The organism is Stenotrophomonas mexicanensis (assembly GCF_032911605.1).
GTDB lineage: Bacteria > Pseudomonadota > Gammaproteobacteria > Xanthomonadales > Xanthomonadaceae > Stenotrophomonas > Stenotrophomonas maltophilia_A.
The window spans coordinates 39,161-58,560 of the sequence record NZ_JAWJTG010000023.1; the positions used below are offsets into that span (position 1 = coordinate 39,161).

Sequence of the window (19,400 nt, forward strand, 5' to 3'; positions counted from 1 at the left end):
TCCGTTGCTGCACGCGGCACTGACTGGAACATCGCACAATGAGGCGGCATCCTCCGTCCGCGTTGCTGCCCAATACCTACAGAAGGACCTGCGATGAGAACTGTGATCATCACCTCTGCCCTGCTCCTGGCTGCTTGTGCCGCGACCCCGGCTGCGCACGCGGTTGCACCCGCCATCGCGCCGCCCGGCACCGCAACACTCGAAGCCCTGCTGGCCTGCAAGGCAGGCTCGACCTTCAGCGAAGCCGAGGCCATCGATGCCCTGCAGGCAGCCGGCCTGGCCAGGAAACCTGGTGGCACGTTCGAGCCGGAAACCACGCCGGTCGCCCTGTTCGGCGGTACCGTCACCCATGCCGACGTGAATGTCGCCGAGGGCGAGAAGAGCATCTTCGTCTACTTGAACGGTGTCGACCCAAAGCGCCTGGCCAAGACCTGGTCGGTGACCACGGTCAACGAATACGCCAACACCGAAGCACCGTCCTACGTGAAGCGCATCGACAAGCACCACACCCTGCACGTGATTGCCGGTGACGATTACGAAGGTTATTCCGCTGCCGTGAAATGCCAGATCACACCGTGACGGCCTGACCCGCGCTAGAGCCAGCGCCGTACGCCTGGCGGAAGGCTGCGTATGCCTCCGGAAAGCGGGCCGACAGTGCCCGCTCTTCCGGCATGATCTGCCATCGGCTGATGTACAGCACGAACAGCGGCACGGCCAGTAGTGCGGTCAGATTCTGCAGGTACAGCATCGCACCTGCCAGGACAGTGGCCTGGCCCAGGTACATCGGGTTGCGCGTGTAGCGGTACACGCCGTGCGTGACCAGCACGCTCGACGTCGCTGGCCGCAGGGGGTTGACCGTGGTGCCCACGCGCCGGAAGGCCAGCTTCGGCAGCAGGTTCAATACCACGCCGAAGGCCATCACCAGACCCGCAAGCACCTCCAGCACGGGTAGCTGCAGCGCCGCGCCCGGCTGCCATCGGCTGCCCATATAGCCGATGGCGGCGCACAACAGCATCACAAGAGGCGGAGGAACACGGGTCTCAAGCCATCGCATCGCAGCCCCGCATTCATCCTGTTCACCCCAGTGTCACACGGGAATGCCTGAATCGCCCGGTTGGCGGCATTTCCGCGCTCCAAACCGACCGCCCGGTATCTTCCGCTTTGACATGCCGACCGCTAGAGTGGCGCCACCGCGCAGGAGGATCGTATGGCAACCACGGGCTTGGGCTTCATCGGCCGCACGACCCTCATCATCACCGTGCTGCTCACCCTGGGCGGCTGCGCGACGTTGCGCCAGTTCGGGCCGTCGGTGCAGGTGGCCTCGGTCACCCCCGGCCAGTACATCGCCCTGAAACGCGGCGACATCCTGACCACCGGCAAGCTCAGTTCGGCCACCATGGAGACGCTGCGCGTCGCCGGCCTCGACGAAGGCGTCTGCGCCAAGCCAGGCCTGCCCTGCATCGAGGCCATGGAAGGCAGCATCGTGGTGCGCGAGGAGGACAAGCGCTCAAGCCTGGCCGAGCTGTGGCTGCAGTATGCGATGACCTTGCCCGCGCCCAAGCGCGAGTACTCCACGTCAGGCCGCGCCAAGAGCGCGATCACCGAACTGGATGCGGACTTCCAGCCGCGCCTGGACGCGTGGATGCAGGTCGCGCGGCAGGCCTACGCCTACCTGTTCTTCACCGAGCGCACGGCCAACCAGCGCGGTTTCGAAGACCGCCAGACCCAGGTGCGCGACTACTACAACCTGGCCGTGCAGGAAGCCTCGGTACAGTTGTACAACGCCTATGCCACCGGGCGCGTGCATGGTGAAGCCAGCCACTTCCAGCTGGGCCGCTGGACGTTCGTGCTGGCGCCGTCGGGCCAAGCATCACCGCTGGATACGCGTACGCCCACCGAACTGGTACCGGCAGCCTCGCTGTCGTTCACCGGCACGCTGCGCAGCGTGCATCGCCGCGATGGCTTCGGTGCCGAACTGGTGGCCGTGATGGATGATCCAGCCGCCACTACGGCCACCACGCCGCCGGCCACCACAGCCGCCGCGCAGGCCACCACGCCCATCACGCAGAGCTGGAGCGAGATGCCGTCGCCATCGATGACGGTGCTGCTGCGCTTCTCCGGAAAGAACCTGTGGGAAGTACTGCACGACGACGAGCCGGAACTGGAGATCCACGATCCCTACCAGATCACGGAAGTCACCCTGCATGGGCAGCAGGTGCCATTGGCCGCGAACTTCACCGCAGGCTACGCACTGTGGCTGGCGCGCTCCAATTTCAGCCACCAATCGCTGCGTTCGCTGTTCGGTGGCAAGGGCGGCATCGACACGCCGCATCTGTACATGATGCAGCCCTACGACCCGAACCGCCGCGTGCTGCTGATGATCCATGGCCTGGCCAGCAGCCCGGAAGCCTGGGTCAACGTCGCCAACGAGCTGATGCGCGACGACGAGATCCGCCAGGACTTCCAGGTCTGGCAGTTCTACTACCCGACCAACATGCCCATCGCGATGAGCCACGATGCGATGCGCCACACGCTGGATGAGGTGTTCAAGCACTTCGACCCCAGCGGCAAGGCGCAGGCCTCGCATGACATGGTGCTGGTCGGGCACAGCATGGGTGGGGTGATCTCACGGCTGATGGTGTCTTCTTCCGGCGACCACCTGGTAGAGACCCTGCTGGCGACCGCACAGATGACGCCTGCGCAGCAGGAGCTGCTGCGCACCAAGGGCGCGCCGGTGCTGACCTTCCTGCCGGAACCGGAAGTATCGCGCGTGGTATTCATTGCCACGCCGCACCGCGGTACCGATGTGGCGAGCACCCGCCTCGGCCGCTGGATCGGCCGCCTGGTACGGCTGCCACTGACCGTCCTGGAGGACGTGGCCACCATCGCCAACGACGGCAAGATCGATCGCAACGACGGCAAGCACGGCTACCAGATGAACAGCATCCAGAACCTGGACAAGGACGATCCCTTCGTGCGCGCCGTGGCCGACCTGCCGATGGCACCGAAGGTGCGTTACCACTCGATCATCGCGCGCGCCAAGGCAGATGGTCCGCTGGAAAAGACCGACGACGGGCTGGTGCCCTACTGGAGCTCGCACCTTCCGCACGCGGATTCGGAGAAGGTGATCGTGTCCGGGCACAGCGTGCAGGAAGCCACGCCGGCCATCGTCGAACTGCGGCGGATCCTGCATGAAGACATGCAGGAGCACGACCGGCAGAACAAGTAACGCAAGCGTGGCGGCATCTCGGCAGCAGTGCTCTGGCAGGCCGGGACACCGCCACTGAGGCATGACCGGCGTACTCAGCCTTGTCCGTGGGCCGCAGCGTCGGTGATCAGTTCGGCCACCGCTACCGGCTGCGATGCCAACGAAGCATGACTGGCGTCCAGCGTAATGCTGGCACGTGGCTGCATGCGGGCCGCCATGCGCCGCTGGTTGTCAGGGTGGATCATGTGGTCAGCGCTGGAGACCTGGTACCAGCTCGGCTTGTGTCGCCACGCCGGGTCACTGACGGCATCACCGAACGTGCTCGCCATCGGCGCCTTCTGCGTGACCGCCATCACCCGCGCCTCGTCGGCCTGCAGGTCCTGGCAGAAACTCTCGTGAAATTTGCCGGGCTGCAGCCACAGATAGCCGTCGCTGTCCGCCGCCAGATTGGCCGCCGCCTGCGGCAGCTGTTGCTCGGTAATGCCACCGGGACTCTCACCCGCATCCGGCGCGAACGCGGCGATGAACACCAGGCCGGTCACGTTGGGTTCGTTTCCGGCTTCGGAGATCACCGCGCCACCATAGGAATGACCGACCAGCAGCACCGGCCCCGGGATCTGGCGGATCATGCGCCGGGTTCGCTCTGCGTCGTCGGCCAGCGACATCAATGGCAGTTCCACGGCATGCAGGTCGTGGAAACCCCGGCGATCGAGCTCCAGGATCACCTTGGACCAGTGCGCGGCGCCACCCCAGAAACCATGAACCAGAACGATGCTTGGCTTGCTCATCTTGCAGAACTCCTCACTTGGATGGGATCGTTGCCCGACAGCCACCAGCGCTGCCTGAAGCCACCCGACCAGACTACGGATCGCCACTGCCAGCGGCGATGCACGGACTCCTGAAAACCATGCCAAGGCTCCACACCACCGAATCGCTCCAGGCCGGATCCGATGCCTTGTTTGCGATCTTCCAGTCCTCGCGCATGCACGGCGGCGACATCACCCGCCACGTCGTGCAGCCCGATGGAACCCGCATCATTGCCGAGGGGCGCGGCTGCTTCCATTTCATAGAACAGGGCACGGCACGTCTGCATGCGGATGCAGCGGTCGTGCCACTGCAGGCCGGCGAGCTGCTGTTGATGCCGCATGGCCGGACACATCGCATCGACTGTGCCGGCGAAGCTCTGCAGCCCGTCCATCTGACCACGGCATCCTTTGGATTTGACGGCCCAGGCAGCCAGTTGCTGCTTGATGCCCTGCCCGGCTGGCTGCATGTCCCCGAGGTGGACCGGATGCCAAACGGATTTCCCGCCAGCTCGGCCGATTGGGTGGCGGTTACCCTGGGCGCGATCCAGGTTGAAGCGGCCCGGCCCACCCTGGGCAGTGGGCTTATGCTGTCACGCCTGCTCGACCTGTTGTTTGTCTGGACGCTGCGCTACTGGCTGGGAACCTCCAGTCCACACAACTGCCAGCGTCTGCATGCGCTGGCCGACCCATTGATCGGGCGGGCACTGGCGTTGATGCAGGCACACCCCGCACAGGCATGGACGGTCGAGTCTCTGGCGGCAAGCCTGAATCAATCGCGCTCGAATTTCGCGCAGCGGTTCAGCCTGGCCACTGGCATGTCACCCATGCGCTATCTCGCTGGATCGCGGCTGCAACTGGCCGCAGAGCTGCTGCGCAGCGGAAACCGGCGGGTTTCTCAGATCGCCGGAGACGTCGGGTATCTCTCCGAACCGGCATTCAGTCGCGCTTTCCGCCGCGCCTTCGGTATGAGCCCGAATGCCTGGCGCCAACAGGTGGCAACGTCGCGCGAATGAGAGGAAAACCCTCATCGCCTGTACGCATCCGCCCTTCTATGCTGGCTCCACTACCCCACTGGAGGTCCGCATGAACACGCAAGAGCCCAGCCGCCACCCCAGCCCCGATCCGGCCGAGCGCGACGCCTTCTTCCCGTCGCCGTACTCGCTGTCACAGTTCACATCGGCGAAGAGCGACCTGTCCGGCGCCGACTATCCCGACGCGCGCCGCGATGGCCGCTGGAAGGTGCTGATGATCGCTGCGGACGAACGCTATCTGCCCACCGCCAACGGCCACCTGTTCTCCACCGGCAACCATCCGGTGGAAACCCTGCTGCCGATGTACCACCTGGACAAGGCCGGCTTCGACATCGATGTGGCCACGCTGTCCGGCAACGCCGCCAAGTTCGAGTGGTGGGCATTCCCGCATGAGGACAAGGAGATCGGCGGACTGTACGACCGCTACGAAGCCCGCTTCCGCCAGCCACTGCCGTTGGATGAGGTGGTGGCAGGCCTCGATGCCGCGTCGGACTATGCAGCCGTGTTCATTCCCGGTGGCCACGGCGCCCTCATCGGACTGCCGCAGAGTCGCGCGGTAAAGGCGGCCCTGCACTGGGCGATGGCCGAGCAACGTCACATCATCACCCTCTGCCACGGCCCGGCCGCATTGCTGGCCACAGGCGTTGACGAGGCCGACGGTGGTTCGCTGTTCCGCGGCTACCGCATCTGTGCCTTCCCCGATGCGATGGACCGGCAGACGCCGGAGATCGGCTACATGCCCGGGCAGCTGCCGTGGTTCTTCGGTGAGCGCCTGGCGCAGCAGGGCGTGCAGATCGTCAACGACGGCATCGATGGCAGCGTGCTGCAGGACCGCCTGTTGCTGACCGGCGACAGCCCGCTGGCCGGCAATGCGCTGGGCAAGCTGGCCGCGCGCACGCTGCTCGACGCATTGGCCCGGCGCTGACTGGCGTGAGCGATCTGGTGCAGGCGTTGCTGGAACTGGAACGCGCCCGCTCACTGAGTGCGGTGGGCGCGGTACTACGCGGCATCTCTGCACCGCTGGGCTACGACCGCGTGCTGGTGTTCGCCACCGGCACGGGGTTGGAACGCGGTACCCAGCGCGTGTACTGGATCGAGGGCGACTGGTTCGGCGACGGCAGCACTACCGACCTCGCGCGCTACCTGCACGCCTGTCCGGTCAATCGCCACGTTCTGGACAGTGACGCGCCGTTCTTCTGGAGCAAGCGCCAGGGCGTTCGCGGCGAACGCTATCAGGTGGTAAAGCAGCCACGTGGTGAAGGCCTGCACGGTCTGCAGGTGCCGGTGTTCGGCACCACAGGGCTGGAAGGCGCGATCAGTTTTGCCGGGACAGCGATCGATGCATCGGCCAGCGCGCGACTGCTGCTGGATGCTGCTGCAGCTGCAGCATTCCGTGCCGCACGCCGGCTTTCCGAGACGCCCACCGAGCTTTCCGGAAGTGCGTTGAGCACGCGCGAACGCGAGGTGCTGCGCTGGGTCGCCGCCGGCCGTCGCCAGGCGGAAATCGCGGCCACGCTGGGGCTTTCCGCCCGTACGGTGGAGAATCATCTGCGACGCGCGCGCCAGCGCCTGGGCGTGGCAACCACCGCGCAGGCGGTGCGTGCTGCCAGTCGGCGCGGCGAGATCGAGGACTGATCCGGGCAAGACACTTCCGGCGCTCTGATTCGCGTGTTACACACGCCATGCGCATGTGCGCGATTGCAGAAAGCAAGGACGATGCTTATGAAACTGCAACTGGCCGCGATGGCCGCGTTGGTGATGGCAACGGCAACCCTGGCTCCGGTGGCGGACGCCAATGCCGGGGGACCGAAAGAGAATGTTTCGTGCGTGCCGGTGAAAGTGGACCACAACCGGGTCCACCAGCACTGCACGGAAACCTACACCGATGAGTTCGGCAACGTGTACGAAGCCGAGTACTGGATCGACGAGTACGGCAACCCTTACCTGCGCGACTGAGCCGGCAGGGGACTGCGCCGGGCCGCCCGCCGGACCGGCGCGCATGCAGCAGCTGCCGCTCGGGTGCATGCTCTACCCGGGGGTAGTTGCACGACACCGCGCAGATGCGCGATTGCAGACACAAGGATGATGCCCATGAAACTGCACCTGGCCTCGATGGCCGCACTGGCCGTGGCCTTCGCTGGAATGATGTCGAGCGGCAACGCCAATGCCGGGGTTACCAGCCCACCCGGCAGCGTGACGCGCTGCGAACCATTTGAAGTGGAGCGCTACCGCATCCACCAGCATTGCATCGTGACCATGCCCGATGCGGACGGCGAGATTTTCCTCACCGAGTACTGGATCGACGAATACGGCAACCCGTATCTGATGTAATCCTCATCGACAAGGAGTGTGGGAATGAGACTGCATAAAGGCGTATCGATGTGTTCGCTTGCCACCGTGCTGGCCGTGCTGATGCTGGCCCCCGTCGCCACCACAACGGCTGCCGAGGTCATCGAGGTCCAGGAAGAGTGTGTGCCCTTCCGCATCGCTGGCAACGTGTTCCACCAGCGCTGCACGTCGTACGTGGTCTACGACGACGGCACCCGCGAAGTCACCAGTCATTACAACCGTGACGAGAACGGGATGATCTACGACCCCTGATCGCGCCCGCGCGATCCGCCGGGCGGGACCTTCACCGCCCGCCTGGCATCTCCATCCGCCCATCCCGGCATATCGCCGACCCCACCGTCCATGGCATGCTTCATGAAACCGTTTTCATGGAATGGAGGGATTCCACGATGTTGTCGCGTTTCCGTCGCCCTGCGCTGTGTGCGCTGCTGGCGCTTGCTCTGCCTGCCGTCTCCTGGGCTGCTGCGCCGGTGCCACTGAAAGTGATGTCGTTCAATGTCCGTACCCCGGCCGATACCGAACCGGGCAAGCGCTGGCCGGACCGTCGCGATGCCATGGTCAAGGTCATCCTCGATGCACACCCGGCCGTGATTGGCACGCAGGAGCTGGTGAAGGAACAGGCCGACTTCCTGTCCGGGCATCTGCCCGGCTACCGCTGGTTCGGTGAAGGCCGCCGCGGTGGCAGCGGCGATGAACACATGGGCGTGTTCTACGACAGCAAGGTGCTGGCCATCGAGGAATCCGGCAACTTCTGGTTATCCGATACGCCCGAAGTACCCGGCAGCATCAGCTGGGGCAACCTGTACCCGCGCATGGTCACCTGGGCCCTGTTCCGGCGCCTGGACGATGGCCGCCGTTTCTACTTCATGAATACCCACCTGCCCTATCGCGACGAGGACGAACCGCGCCGGGTGAAGGGTGCCGAGCTGATCGGCAAGCGCCTGCAAGCCCTGCCTGCCGACCTGCCGGTGGTCCTGACCGGTGACTTCAACAGCGAGCCCGGCGGTGACACCTACAAGGCGTTCACCCGCCTGCTGCAGGACACACGCACGCAGGTGAAGGCACCGCAGGGACCACGCCTGACCTTCCACGACTTCACCGGCAAGGCCACCGTGCAGCTGGACTGGGTGCTGGTGCGCGGCTTCCATGCCCACAGTTTCCTCACCGATGACCGCCGCATCGACGGCGTGCTGCCGTCGGATCACTTCCCGCTGGTGGTCGAGCTGGACTGGCCGACGCACTGAATCTCTGCGGCAGCCGTGGCTACCGCGGCGGCTGCCGCGACAACAGCCGGTACAATGCCAGGTGCTGGTTGCGCGCCTGGCAGATGCGGGCGCCGACAGCAAGGAACACGGCAACGCCGATCAGGCCCAGCCCCAGCATCGGATCAGGCAGTCGCAGGAAACCGATCGCAGCGGCCATCGTCGCCAGCACCAGCAGCACAACGACCGCCACCGAAAGGCCCGCGCCGGGTGGCCCCGGGTCGCCAAACAGCATGCGCTGGGTATCCCGCCTGTCATCACTCATCGTCTGTACTCCCTGGAATCTGCCCCACTAGTTACACGGCGGACACGGCTTCCGGCAGAGTCAGAAACGTCACGACTGTGACAACGTCCACAGCACACACCGCGCTACCCTGCCCCCGTTCCCGAACTGTGGAGAAAGGCATGGCACACCAGAGTCGCCTGGCCGGTTTCATCATCGATTGCGAGGGCATTCCCGCCGACGAAGGCGCCAGCTTCTGGTCCGCCGCGCTCGGCCTGCAGGCGCAGCCCGCCTATGCCGAAGACGGCGCCGAGTACGCCGACCTGCAGGGCGCGCCCGCAGGCCTGAACGTGGAGGTGCAACGCGTCAATCATCCTTCACGGGTGCACCTGGACATCGAGAGCGACGACATCGACGCCGAGGCCGACCGCCTGGAGAAGCTCGGCGCGCGGCGGATAGGCTTCGTCAAACGCTGGTGGGTGATGGAAGCACCGACCGGCCATCGCTTCTGCATCGTGCGCATGCGCGAGCGCGAGGTACCGGCCAATCGCTGGCCCTGAAAGAAGAAAGGGACGGAAGCCACTGCTTCCGTCCCCTGCGGTTACTGCACCTGCGCCACACTCGCCGGCTGCGGTGATTGACCCCAACCACCCAGCGCCTTGTACACCCCCACCACGCTGACGTTGACCTCGGACTCGGCCGCGGCCAACGCATCATCGGCTGCCAGCTGCGTACGCTGCGCATCCAGCAGGGTCAGGAAGTCCTCCGAGCCCTCGCGATAGCGGATCTGCGCCAGCGACTCGGCACGGCGTGCCGCCTGCGCCTGCTCGACCACGATCGCCAGCCGCGCCTGCTGCTTGGAATAGCGGGTCAGCGCGTTCTCGGTGTCTTCCAGTGCCAGCAGCACCGTCTGCTCATACTGTGCTGCCACGCCTTCGGCCTCGGCCTTGCTGGCACGCAGGCGTGCACGTACGGTGCCGAAATCGAAGGCCGCCCAGCTCAGCGACGGCGTCAGCGACCAGGCCTTGTTGTTGCCATTGACCAGGCCACTGGCATCGCCACCGAGGAAGCCGACGAATCCGGACAGCGACAGCCGCGGGAACAGATCCGCCGTGGCCACGCCCACCCGCGCGGTAGCGGCGGCAAGACGACGCTCGGCCACGCGCACGTCGGCGCGTTGGCGCAGCAGCTCGCGGGTATCGCCCAGCGGCAGCGCCTTGGCGAATGCCGGCACTTCGTGCGGCGCAAGCATGGCGGTCAGCGTTTCCGGACGCTGGCCCAGCAGAACCGCCAGGCGGTTGCGCGACTGCGTTTCGGCCACTTCCAGCAGCGGAATGTCGGCCTCGATCGCCTTCAGCCGCGCACGACTGCTCTGCACGTCCAGCTCGCTGCCGGCGCCCAGCTCCCAGCGTGCCTCGGTCAGCTTCTGCGTCTCGCGCAGATTGACCAGGGTGTGCTGGGCCACGGCGATGCGCTTCTGCGTGCCGCGCAGCTCGAAGTAGTTGCGTGCCACTTCGGCGGCGACCAGTACCTGTGCGTCGGCCAGGTTGGCCTGCTCGGCGTCGAGGTCGGCGCGTGCGGCTTCTGCAGCACGGCGCTTGCGGCCGAACAGATCCAGCTCCCAGCCCGCATCGAAGCCGAGCTGGTAGCTTTCACTGAACACCCGCTGCCCACCCAGCTGCGGATCGGGTTGCTTGCGGCGATCGTAGCTGCCGCCTGCGGTGACATGCGGCGCCTGGTCGAAGCGGCTCTCGACGAACACCGCACGGGCCTGGCTGACGCGGGCCACGGCCACGCGCAGGTCCAGGTTGTCCGACAGTGCGCCGTGCACCAGCTCTTCCAGCACCGGATCATCGAACTGCGCCCACCAGCTGGCCACCGGCGAGGTGGTGCTGAACACCGGCTGCTGCGCACCCTGCAGCACCACCGGATCCTGCACCGGCGCCTTGTAGTTCGGGCCGACGCTGACACAACCTGCCAGCACCAGGCTGGAGACGGCCATCGCCAACGTGCGGATCACCATGGCAGCACCTCGCCCAGGTAGGTGAAGCTGCCGTTCGGACCTTCATGGCCGATCAGTGCCATCTGCACGCTGGAGCGCGCGCCTTCGCTGATCTCAATCTCGCCGTGGCCGCCGTTCATATCGGTTTTCACGTAACCCGGATGCACGGTATTGACCTTGATCTGGGTGCTGCGCAGTTCATGCGCCAGCGCCAGCGTCCAGCTGTTCACCGCTGCCTTGGAGGCGTTGTACGCGGGAATCTTGAAATCGTAGATGCCCGAGGTCGGATCAGCATGCAGGGTCTGCGAGCCGAGCATGCTCGAAACGTTGACGATCCGCCCGGACTTGGCCTGCCTGACCAGTGGCAGGAAGGCCTGGGTCACCGCAACCAGTGCGTACACGTTGGTGTCGAAAGTGCGCTTCCAGGTATCCAGCGACTGTTCGGACGGCGCCTGCGCCGGGTTCTCGATCATGATGCCGGCGTTGTTGACCAGGATGTCCAGGCGCCCATGGCGCTGGCGTACCTGCTCGACCGCTTCGGCGATGCTGGCGGCATCGGTCACGTCCAGCTGGATGGCTTCCACCGGCAGGCCCTCGGCCTGCAGCTTCAGCGCCTGCTCTACGGCGGTCTCGCGCTTGCGGCCGGCCAGCAGCGTATGCACGCCGGCCTGGGCCAGCTGGCGCACGGTCTCGGCGCCGATGCCGCGGGTGGCGCCGGTGACCAGCGCGATCTTGTTCTGATGAGAGTTCATGGATTCTTGCCTCGTGAGGGGGAAGCCGCCCCCCGCCAGCGACCGGCGGCGACGGGGTTCCATGTCAGTGGTGGATGGTCGGCTCGCCGTGCTGCACCAGCTGGCCACCACCGTTGCGGGTGACGAACTTGCGCAGGGCCACGTAGAACACCGGGGTGAGGAACAGGCCGAACAGGGTCACGCCCAGCATGCCGGCGAACACGGTGATACCGGTCACCGAGCGCACCTCGGCACCTGCACCGTGCGACAGCACCAGCGGTACGGTGCCGGCGATGAACGCGATGGAGGTCATCACGATCGGGCGCAGGCGCAGGCGGCAGGCTTCCAGCGCAGCTTCAACGATACCCTTGCCGCCCATCTCCAGCTCTCTGGCAAATTCGACGATCAGGATCGCGTTCTTGCACGCCAGGCCCATCAGCACCACCAAGCCGACCTGCACGAACACGTTGTTGTCACCACCGGTCAGCCACACGCCGAACAGCGCGGACAGCAGGGTCATCGGCACGATCAGGATCACCGCCAGCGGCAGCGACCAGCTCTCGTACAGCGCGGCCAGCACCAGGAAGGCCAGCATGATCGCCACCGGGAACACGATGAAGGCGGCCTTGCCCTGGGTTGCCTGCTGGTAGCTCAGGTCGGTCCATTCGGTGGTCATGCCCACCGGCAGCACCTTGCCGGCGATCTCGGTCAGCTTGTTCATCGCCTCGGCCGAAGACAGCAGGCGCGGGTCAGCTTCACCGGCCAGATCCGCCGCCGGATAGCCATTGAAGCGCAGCACCGGGTCCGGGCCGAAGGTCTGCTTGATGGTGACCATCGAACCGATCGGCACCATCTCGCCGCGGTCATTGCGGGTACGCAGCTTGCCGATGTCCTCGACCGTTTCGCGGTACGGACCGTCCGCCTGCGCGATGACCTGCCAGGTACGGCCGAACTGGTTGAAGTCGTTGACGTAGGCCGAGCCGAGGTAGGTCTGCAGCGTGTCGAACAGTTCGGTGAGCTGCACGCCCTGTGCCTTGGCCTTGACGCGGTCGACCTCGGCATCCAGCTGCGGCACATTGGCCTGGTAGCTGGAAATCGGGAAGGCCATGCCCGGCGTCTGCGCAACGGTGCCCTGCATTGCCTGTACAGCATTCTGCAGCGCGCCGTAACCCAGGTTGCCACGGTCCTCGATGAACATCTGGTAGCCGTTGCCGTTGCCCAGGCCGAGGATCGGCGGCGGCATCATCGAGAAGGCGAAGCCTTCCTGCAGGCCGGCGATCTTCTGGTTGATCTCGGCGTTGATCTGCGCGGCGGTACGGCCATGACGCTCGGCGAACGGCTTGAGCGGAATGAACGCCACACCGGTGTTCGGCGTGTTGGTGAACTGCAGCGCGTTCAAACCCGGGAACGAGATGGTGTGGGCCACGCCATCGGTTTCCTGGGCGATCTTGGCGACCTTGCGCAGCATTTCATCGGTACGCGCGATCGACGAACCTTCCGGCAGCTTCACACCGGCAATCAGGTACAGCTTGTCCTGGGTCGGGATGAAGCCCGGCGGCACCAGCTTGAAGATCACACCGGTACCGACCAGCAGGATCGCGTAGACCACGAACACCGCACCACGACGGCCGAGGATGCGGGCCACGCCACGCTCGTACTTCTCCGAACTGGACTTGAAGAAGCGGTTGAACGGACGGAACACCCAGCCGAACAGGCGGTCGATCAAGCGGCTCGGGCCGTCCTTCGGCGCACCATGGGCCTTCAGCAGGCGCGCGGCCAGGGCCGGCGACAGGGTCAGCGAGTTGATTGCCGAGATCACCGTGGAGATGGCGATGGTGACCGCGAACTGCTTGTAGAACTGGCCAGTGACACCCGACAGGAAGGCCATCGGCACGAACACGGCACACAGCACCAGCGCGATCGCGATGATCGGGCCGGACACCTCACGCATGGCCTGGTGGGCCGCGGCGGTGGGCGACAGGCCTTCTTCGATGTTGCGCTCGACGTTCTCCACCACCACGATCGCGTCATCGACCACGATGCCGATCGCCAGCACCAGGCCGAACAGGCTCAGCGTGTTGATCGAGAAGCCCAGCAGGTACAGCGCGGCGAAAGTACCGACCACCGACACCGGCACCGCGATCAGCGGAATGATCGACGCACGCCAGGTCTGCAGGAACAGGATCACCACCAGCACCACCAGCGCGATGGCTTCCAGAAGCGTGGAGACCACGGCCTTGATCGAGTCGCGCACGAAGATGGTGGTGTCATACACGGCTTCGTACTTCACGTCGGCCGGCATGGTCTTCTGCATCTCGTCCATCGTCGAGATGACCTGGTCACGGATCTCCAGTGCATTGGCACCCGGCGACTGGAAGATACCGATACCCACCGCGTTCTTGCCGTCCAGCTGCGAACGCAGGGTGTAGTCACCGGCACCCAGTTCCAGGCGGGCCACATCGGCCAGGCGCACGATCTCGCCATCAACACCGCTCTTGAGCACGATGTCGCCGAATTCCTTTTCAGTCTTCAAGCGGCCCTGGGCATTGATCAGGGTCAGGAACTGGCTGTTCGGCAGCGGTTCGGCGCCGAGCTGGCCGGCCGAGACCTGCACGTTCTGCTCACGCATGGCGCGCACTACGTCACTGGCGGTCAGGCCGCGCGAGGCGACCTTGTCCGGGTCCAGCCAGGCGCGCATGGCGTAGTCACCACCACCGAAGATCTGCGCGTCACCCACGCCCGGAATACGCGCCAGCGCATCCTTGACGTGCAGACGGGCATAGTTGCGCAGGTACAGGGTGTCGTACTTGCCGTTCGGCGAGGTCAGGTGCACCACCATCAGGAAGGTCGGCGACTGCTTCTGCGTGGTCACGCCCTGCCGGCGCACGTCCTCGGGCAGGCGCGCCTGCGCCTGCGCCACGCGGTTCTGCACCTTCACTGCCGCCGCGTCCGGGTCGGTGCCCGGGCGGAAGGTGACGGTCATCTGCAGCACACCGTCCGAGCCGGCCACCGACTTCAGGTACATCATGCCTTCGACGCCGTTGATGGCCTCTTCAAGCGGGGTGGCGACGGTCTCGGCGATGACCTTGGGGTTGGCGCCCGGATACACCGTGCGCACGACCACCGACGGCGGCACCACTTCGGGGTACTCGCTGATCGGCAGGATCGGAATCGTGATCAGGCCTGCGGCGAAGATCACGATCGACAGCACCGCCGCGAAGATCGGCCTGTCGATGAAGAAACGGGAAAAGTCCATGGAGGAATTCCTGGGAAAGGCGTTCGGCGGGCAACAGCCTCCCCGCCCCTCGCCGAGGTGACGAAGGCAGGGAAGGCTGCTGCTAGCGCCGGCAGCTAAGCGGGGACGCGGATCAGGAGACGGCGGATCAGTGGTTCAGCGCGGCGGTGGCATCGCGGCCCGGTGCCGGCGGCGCAGCCTGCGGCTGCATCGCCACGGCCTTGGCCTGCACGGGCATGCCCGGCATGAAGACCTTCTGCACGCCGTCGATGATCACCTTGTCGCCGGCCGCCAGGCCATGCTCGACAATACGCAGGCCGTCGGCGGTGCGGCCGAGCTGGATGTCACGGCGCTGGGCCTTGCCATCCTTGTCGACCACGTACACGTACTTGCGATCCTGGTCGGTCAGTACAGCCTTTTCGTCGATCAGCAGGGCCTGGAACTGGCCGCTGCCGAGCAGCTGCACGCGGGCGAACAGGCCCGGCGTGAACTGGCGATCGGCGTTGTCCAGCAGCGCGCGGACGCGGATGGTGCCGGTGCTGCGGGCCACCTGGTTGTCGAGGAAGTCGACCTTGCCCGAATGCGGGTAGCCCTCTTCGCCGGACAGGCCGACCTTCACCGGCAGATCGCTGTCACGTTCGCTCGGGCGCTCACCCTTGCGTGCCATCTGTGCATAGCGAAGGAAAGTGCTTTCATCGGCATCGAAATAGACGAACACGGTGTCCAGCGAGACCAGCGTGGTCAGCACGCTGGCGCTGTCGCCGGCGGTGACCAGGTTGCCGGCGGTGACCATCGCGCGGCCGGCACGGCCGTCGATCGGCGCACGCACCTTGGTGAACTCCAGGTTGAGGCGGGCCGCATCCAGCGCAGCCTGGGCCGCCTGTACGGCGGCACCGGACTGGTCAGCCGCAGCGCGACGCTGTTCGGCCGTCTCGGTGGAAATGGCCTGCTGCTCCGACAAGCGCTTGGCGCGCTCGGATTCACTGCGGGCCAGCGTGGCCTGGGTGCGGGCGCGGGCCAGTTCGGCAGCGGCGCGATCGTACTCGGCCTGGTAGCTGCGCGCGTCGATGGTGAAGAGCACTTCGCCCTTCTTCACTTCCTGGCCTTCGACGTAGTTGACCTTGTCGATGTAGCCGGACACGCGCGGGCGCAGTTCAACGCTCTGTACCGCTTCGACGCGGCCGCTGAACTCGTCCCACTGGCTGACCTGCTTGACCAGCACCGGTGCAGCACTGACCTGCGGCGGCGGCGGAGCACCGGCTTCTTCGGCGTGGCCGCCGCTGCAGGCCGCCAGCACGGCTGCGGCGAGGATCGACACGCCGACCATCGCGATGCGATGGCCGAAACGATGTGGGGTGGAATTGGGGGAAGTCATGGCATGCATCCGTACGGAGGGGTGGTACAGCTAGATGAGAACGTGTTGCAAAAACAGGCGGCGTATCCTGCGACCTCAACCATGGTCGAGGTCAAGCGACGCCTGCGGTATCGCGCCACAGGGGAGGAACGTCCAGGTGCAGCAGGCCGCGCGGCAGTTCGGCATCACTGCTGTCGCAGCGGACGATGGCGCGGTTGTCGCGGCAGCCGTCGAGCAGGGAGACCACGCGACGGCCGACCAGCAGTGAGCTGGGCCACTCGATGCAGGCATTGGCCGCGTTGGCCGGCGTACACACCGGGCTGCAGACTTCCAGCATCTGCGCGCGCACGCCCAATGCCTGGGCTTCCTGGTGCACCACCTGCGCGTACATACGCAGCGCCGCAGTGGTGATCGAGGTTTCGCCGTAGCCCGCCCATGGCTTGGCATTGGCCGGGCTGCCGATCATCACGTAGCGGCGCGCATGCACGTTGTCCTGCAGCAGCGGCAGCAGATGACGCACTGCGTGCACGTGCGGCATCAGATCGGCCTGCATCGCGCCCAGCAGTTCATCGCCGTTGCGGTCAGTCACCCGGCCGCGACGGTAAGGGCCGCCCATTGCGGCGATCACTGCCGCCAGCGGACGCGGGCGATGCGCGATGCGTTCGGCCAGTACGCGCGCCGAGCCGTCATCGCTGAGCGAACCCAGCAGCGTCTCCAGGCCCGGCTCATCGGCGAACTGCTCATGCAGCGCCGCCAGCCGGCCCGGGTCGCGACCGACCACCAGCACCGGGCTGCCGGCTTCCAGCAGTGCGCCAACCACGCCCTGGCCGACGGCACCGGTGCCGCCGAGGACCAGGACTTCGGGCGTCAGCATCCCATTCACGGGACATTTCCTCCCAAATCCGGGATAGTCCCGATTCGACGCAGCCGGTCGCCCTTGTGCGGGGCCAGGCGGATGGCACCGCCACGCTGCTGACGCATCGGCGCGGTAAACTCACGGAAGTCCTTGTGTACCAAGGAACTCGGGCGGACTTCAACGGTCATTGCCAGGTCCAGGGTGCTCTGGCCGGCGTTCCGGAGACGGGCAAGAATGTTGCGCAGGCTCATGGCGGACGGGCTCCAAATAACGAATGGCGCCACGATAGACCTCAAACCTTTACTTGATTAGTCCTGATTAAGGGGAATAATCATCCCGCTCCCGGTCCAATCGTTCTGTCACGATTGTCCCATCCCCGACGTCCAGGATCCCAGACCATGTCCCACGATCTCAACGAGACGCTGATCTTCGTCAAAGTGGTCGAGCAAGGCAGTTTCATTGCCGCTGCCAAATCGCTCGGCCTGCCCAAGACCACGGTCAGCCGCAAAGTGCAGGAGCTGGAAACGCGCCTCGGTGCGCGCCTGCTGCACCGGACCACCCGCCGCCTCGGCCTGACCGAAGCGGGTTCGATCTACCACGAACATTGCCAGCGCATCGCGCGCGAGCTGGAAGAAGCCGAGAGCGCGGTGAGCCAGCTGCAGTCCGGTCCGCGCGGCTGGCTGCGCTTCACCGTGCCTTACTCGATCGGCATCACCTGGATTGCGCCGCTGCTGGGCCAGTTCCATGCGCAGTATCCAGAGATCCGTCTGGACATGCATATGGGCAACGAGAAGCTGGACCTGATTGCAGGTGAGGCGGACCTGGCCCTGCGCGTGGGTGCCCTGCCCGATTCCAACCTGGTGGCACGCAAGCTGGGCAGCCTGCGCACGCAGGTGTTCGCCAGCCCGGCCTACATCGAACGCTATGGTGAGCCGCTGCACCCGGAAGAGCTGCAGTTCCATCGCATCCTGGCGATGCGCAAGCCGTACCACACCGGCAACTCGCCGCGCTTCACCTGGCAGCTGGGCGAGAACGGCGGCGAGCTGCGCGACTTCCCTGTTACCCCGCTGATGACCGCCAACGACATGTCTGCGTTGAATGGTGCATTGGTGTGCGGCGAAGGCCTGCTGCTGACCGGCGACGTGATGGCCAAGCCGTTCGTCGAGTCGGGCATGGTACGGCGCGTGCTGGCCGGCTGGACTGGCCCGGAAGTGGACTTCAACGCCGTGTTCGCCGGTGGCCGCCTGGTCTCGCCGAAGGTGCGTGCATTCGTCGACTTCCTGGTCGAGAAGCTCAACTTCGACGCCAATTACATGCTGGCGCAGTGCCCGGGCGCGAAGCTGGCGCAGCAGCAGAAGGAAAAGGAAGACGCGGCGCTGGAAAGCAGCGGCAAGCAGATCCTGGAGAAGGTGGCCGCTTCGGCCGCATGACCGGAAGCATCCACGCATGGCGTGGATCTACCGGCATTCCGTAGAGTCGAGCTTGCTCGACTGCTCTTGCGCTTCAGTCGAGCAAGCTCGACTCTACGGGTGCTATCGGTGTGCCGAGCAACGCTCGGCACCCACAAAAATGCCGCCTGCAAGGGCGGCATTTTCGTTCCGGCCGATAGCCGGACCGGCTCAAGCAATAACGCGTAGCGTTATTGCTTGAGCGGAATCACGCGGATTTCGACGCGGCGGTTCTTGGCGCGGCCGGCATCGGTGCTGTTGTCGGCAATCGGGTACGACTTGCCGGCGCCCAGGGTTTCGATGCGCACGCTCTGCACGCCCTGGCCGATCAGGTACTGCGCGACCGAGTCGGCACGTTCCTTCGAAAGGCGGTTGTTGACCGCGTCACTGCCGATGCTGTCGGTATGGCCGACCACTTCGATCATGGTCTGGTTGTAATCACGCAGGGTGCCTGCCACGCCGTTGAGCGAACCGTAGAACTGCGGCTTCAGGGTCGCCTTGCCGAAGTCGAAGGTGATGCCGTCCGGCAGGTTCAGCATGATGTTGTCGCCCTGGCGCTGCACATCGATGCCGGTGTTGGCAGTGCGCTCGCGCAGTGCGCGTTCCTGGCGATCCTGGTACTGGCCTACCGCGGCGCCGCTGAGCGCGCCGATACCGGCGCCGATCAGCGCATGCTGGCGGCGCTCCGTGGCGCTGTCACCGGTCAGCAGGCCGGCGGCTACGCCGATGGCGGTGCCGATCAGCGCGTTGCGGCCGGTGCGGTTCTGCTGCTCGGTCGGGTTGCCGTACTGGTCACTCTGTACGTAGGAGCCGCCGGTGGCGCAGGCCGACAGGACGGCCGCACTCATCAGGGCCAGTGCGACGTTGCGGGTGGTATTGCGGATCATGAGGTTCT

Annotated in this window: 20 protein-coding genes and 1 pseudogene; 11 read left to right on the forward strand and 10 right to left on the reverse strand. The window is 65.7% G+C overall.

Annotated features, from left to right (window positions below; genetic code table 11):
• Positions 1 to 93: 93 nt before the first annotated feature.
• Positions 94 to 579, forward strand: a complete 486-nt coding sequence (locus tag R1L06_RS11560; protein WP_317217772.1) for a hypothetical protein — start codon at positions 94 to 96, stop codon at positions 577 to 579.
• 14 nt (positions 580 to 593) lie between these two features.
• On the opposite strand, the pseudogene R1L06_RS11565 reads toward R1L06_RS11560, so the two are convergent.
• A pseudogene (locus R1L06_RS11565) lies at positions 594 to 1,054 on the reverse strand (methyltransferase family protein).
• Positions 1,055 to 1,207: 153 nt separating this feature from the next.
• Here R1L06_RS11565 and R1L06_RS11570 point away from each other — a divergent pair.
• Positions 1,208 to 3,229 (forward strand): esterase/lipase family protein, encoded by a 2,022-nt coding sequence (locus R1L06_RS11570; RefSeq protein WP_317217773.1) that lies wholly within the window; start codon positions 1,208 to 1,210, stop codon positions 3,227 to 3,229.
• 74 nt (positions 3,230 to 3,303) lie between these two features.
• Here R1L06_RS11570 and R1L06_RS11575 read toward each other — a convergent pair whose 3' ends face one another.
• Entirely contained in the window at positions 3,304 to 3,996 is a 693-nt protein-coding gene (locus R1L06_RS11575) for an alpha/beta hydrolase (protein WP_317217774.1), read from the reverse strand.
• 98 nt (positions 3,997 to 4,094) lie between these two features.
• Between R1L06_RS11575 and R1L06_RS11580 the strand changes: the two genes are divergently transcribed.
• The 7 genes from R1L06_RS11580 to R1L06_RS11610 all read left to right on the forward strand — a co-directional run bounded on the left by R1L06_RS11580 (position 4,095) and on the right by R1L06_RS11610 (position 8,638).
• Complete coding sequence (locus R1L06_RS11580; protein WP_317217775.1) at positions 4,095 to 5,027, forward strand: AraC family transcriptional regulator; 933 nt, start codon at positions 4,095 to 4,097, stop codon at positions 5,025 to 5,027.
• Between the two features lie 70 nt (positions 5,028 to 5,097).
• Entirely contained in the window at positions 5,098 to 5,970 is an 873-nt protein-coding gene (hchA, locus tag R1L06_RS11585) for a glyoxalase III HchA (RefSeq protein ID WP_317217776.1), read from the forward strand.
• Between the two features lie 5 nt (positions 5,971 to 5,975).
• Positions 5,976 to 6,680: a PA1136 family autoinducer-binding transcriptional regulator gene (locus R1L06_RS11590; protein WP_049423583.1), complete on the forward strand. Its 705-nt coding sequence runs from the start codon at positions 5,976 to 5,978 to the stop codon at positions 6,678 to 6,680.
• 87 nt (positions 6,681 to 6,767) lie between these two features.
• Complete coding sequence (locus tag R1L06_RS11595; protein ID WP_032128272.1) at positions 6,768 to 7,001, forward strand: hypothetical protein; 234 nt, start codon at positions 6,768 to 6,770, stop codon at positions 6,999 to 7,001.
• A gap of 135 nt (positions 7,002 to 7,136) precedes the next feature.
• Positions 7,137 to 7,376, forward strand: a complete 240-nt coding sequence (locus R1L06_RS11600; protein WP_317217777.1) for a hypothetical protein — start codon at positions 7,137 to 7,139, stop codon at positions 7,374 to 7,376.
• A gap of 24 nt (positions 7,377 to 7,400) precedes the next feature.
• Positions 7,401 to 7,646, forward strand: coding sequence for a hypothetical protein (locus R1L06_RS11605; RefSeq protein ID WP_032128270.1), 246 nt, complete (start codon positions 7,401 to 7,403; stop codon positions 7,644 to 7,646).
• A 137-nt stretch (positions 7,647 to 7,783) separates the two neighbouring features.
• Positions 7,784 to 8,638 (forward strand): endonuclease/exonuclease/phosphatase family protein, encoded by an 855-nt coding sequence (locus R1L06_RS11610; RefSeq protein ID WP_317217778.1) that lies wholly within the window; start codon positions 7,784 to 7,786, stop codon positions 8,636 to 8,638.
• A gap of 19 nt (positions 8,639 to 8,657) precedes the next feature.
• Here R1L06_RS11610 and R1L06_RS11615 read toward each other — a convergent pair whose 3' ends face one another.
• The gene (locus R1L06_RS11615) at positions 8,658 to 8,921 is read right to left on the reverse strand and encodes a hypothetical protein (protein WP_049423576.1); all 264 of its coding nucleotides are present in this window, start codon (positions 8,919 to 8,921) and stop codon (positions 8,658 to 8,660) included.
• A gap of 140 nt (positions 8,922 to 9,061) precedes the next feature.
• Here R1L06_RS11615 and R1L06_RS11620 point away from each other — a divergent pair, with 140 nt between their 5' ends.
• The gene (locus tag R1L06_RS11620; RefSeq protein WP_317217779.1) at positions 9,062 to 9,439 is read left to right on the forward strand and encodes a VOC family protein; all 378 of its coding nucleotides are present in this window, start codon (positions 9,062 to 9,064) and stop codon (positions 9,437 to 9,439) included.
• Positions 9,440 to 9,480: 41 nt separating this feature from the next.
• Here the strand turns inward: R1L06_RS11620 and R1L06_RS11625 are convergent, their stop codons facing one another.
• The 6 genes from R1L06_RS11625 to R1L06_RS11650 all read right to left on the reverse strand — a co-directional run bounded on the left by R1L06_RS11625 (position 9,481) and on the right by R1L06_RS11650 (position 17,308).
• On the reverse strand, positions 9,481 to 10,902 hold the full coding sequence (locus R1L06_RS11625) for an efflux transporter outer membrane subunit (RefSeq protein ID WP_071229461.1): 1,422 nt from the start codon (positions 10,900 to 10,902) through the stop codon (positions 9,481 to 9,483).
• Positions 10,896 to 11,633 carry an SDR family oxidoreductase gene (locus R1L06_RS11630; protein ID WP_012510730.1) on the reverse strand — a complete coding sequence of 246 codons (738 nt, stop codon included), beginning with the start codon at positions 11,631 to 11,633 and terminating at the stop codon, positions 10,896 to 10,898. Before R1L06_RS11630 ends, R1L06_RS11625 begins: the two co-directional genes overlap by 7 nt.
• A gap of 64 nt (positions 11,634 to 11,697) precedes the next feature.
• Positions 11,698 to 14,868 carry an efflux RND transporter permease subunit gene (locus R1L06_RS11635; protein ID WP_032128264.1) on the reverse strand — a complete coding sequence of 1,057 codons (3,171 nt, stop codon included), beginning with the start codon at positions 14,866 to 14,868 and terminating at the stop codon, positions 11,698 to 11,700.
• Between the two features lie 127 nt (positions 14,869 to 14,995).
• Positions 14,996 to 16,222: an efflux RND transporter periplasmic adaptor subunit gene (locus tag R1L06_RS11640; RefSeq protein ID WP_032128263.1), complete on the reverse strand. Its 1,227-nt coding sequence runs from the start codon at positions 16,220 to 16,222 to the stop codon at positions 14,996 to 14,998.
• Between the two features lie 91 nt (positions 16,223 to 16,313).
• The gene (locus R1L06_RS11645) at positions 16,314 to 17,084 is read right to left on the reverse strand and encodes an SDR family NAD(P)-dependent oxidoreductase (RefSeq protein ID WP_049423570.1); all 771 of its coding nucleotides are present in this window, start codon (positions 17,082 to 17,084) and stop codon (positions 16,314 to 16,316) included.
• On the reverse strand, positions 17,081 to 17,308 hold the full coding sequence (locus R1L06_RS11650) for a hypothetical protein (protein ID WP_032128321.1): 228 nt from the start codon (positions 17,306 to 17,308) through the stop codon (positions 17,081 to 17,083). The genes R1L06_RS11645 and R1L06_RS11650 overlap by 4 nt, the downstream gene beginning before the upstream one ends.
• A 147-nt stretch (positions 17,309 to 17,455) precedes the next feature.
• Here R1L06_RS11650 and R1L06_RS11655 point away from each other — a divergent pair, with 147 nt between their 5' ends.
• Positions 17,456 to 18,487: a LysR family transcriptional regulator gene (locus tag R1L06_RS11655; RefSeq protein WP_317217780.1), complete on the forward strand. Its 1,032-nt coding sequence runs from the start codon at positions 17,456 to 17,458 to the stop codon at positions 18,485 to 18,487.
• A 209-nt stretch (positions 18,488 to 18,696) separates the two neighbouring features.
• Here R1L06_RS11655 and R1L06_RS11660 read toward each other — a convergent pair whose 3' ends face one another.
• Entirely contained in the window at positions 18,697 to 19,392 is a 696-nt protein-coding gene (locus R1L06_RS11660; protein WP_008267948.1) for a YiaD family glycine zipper/OmpA-like lipoprotein, read from the reverse strand.
• Positions 19,393 to 19,400: the final 8 nt, after the last annotated feature.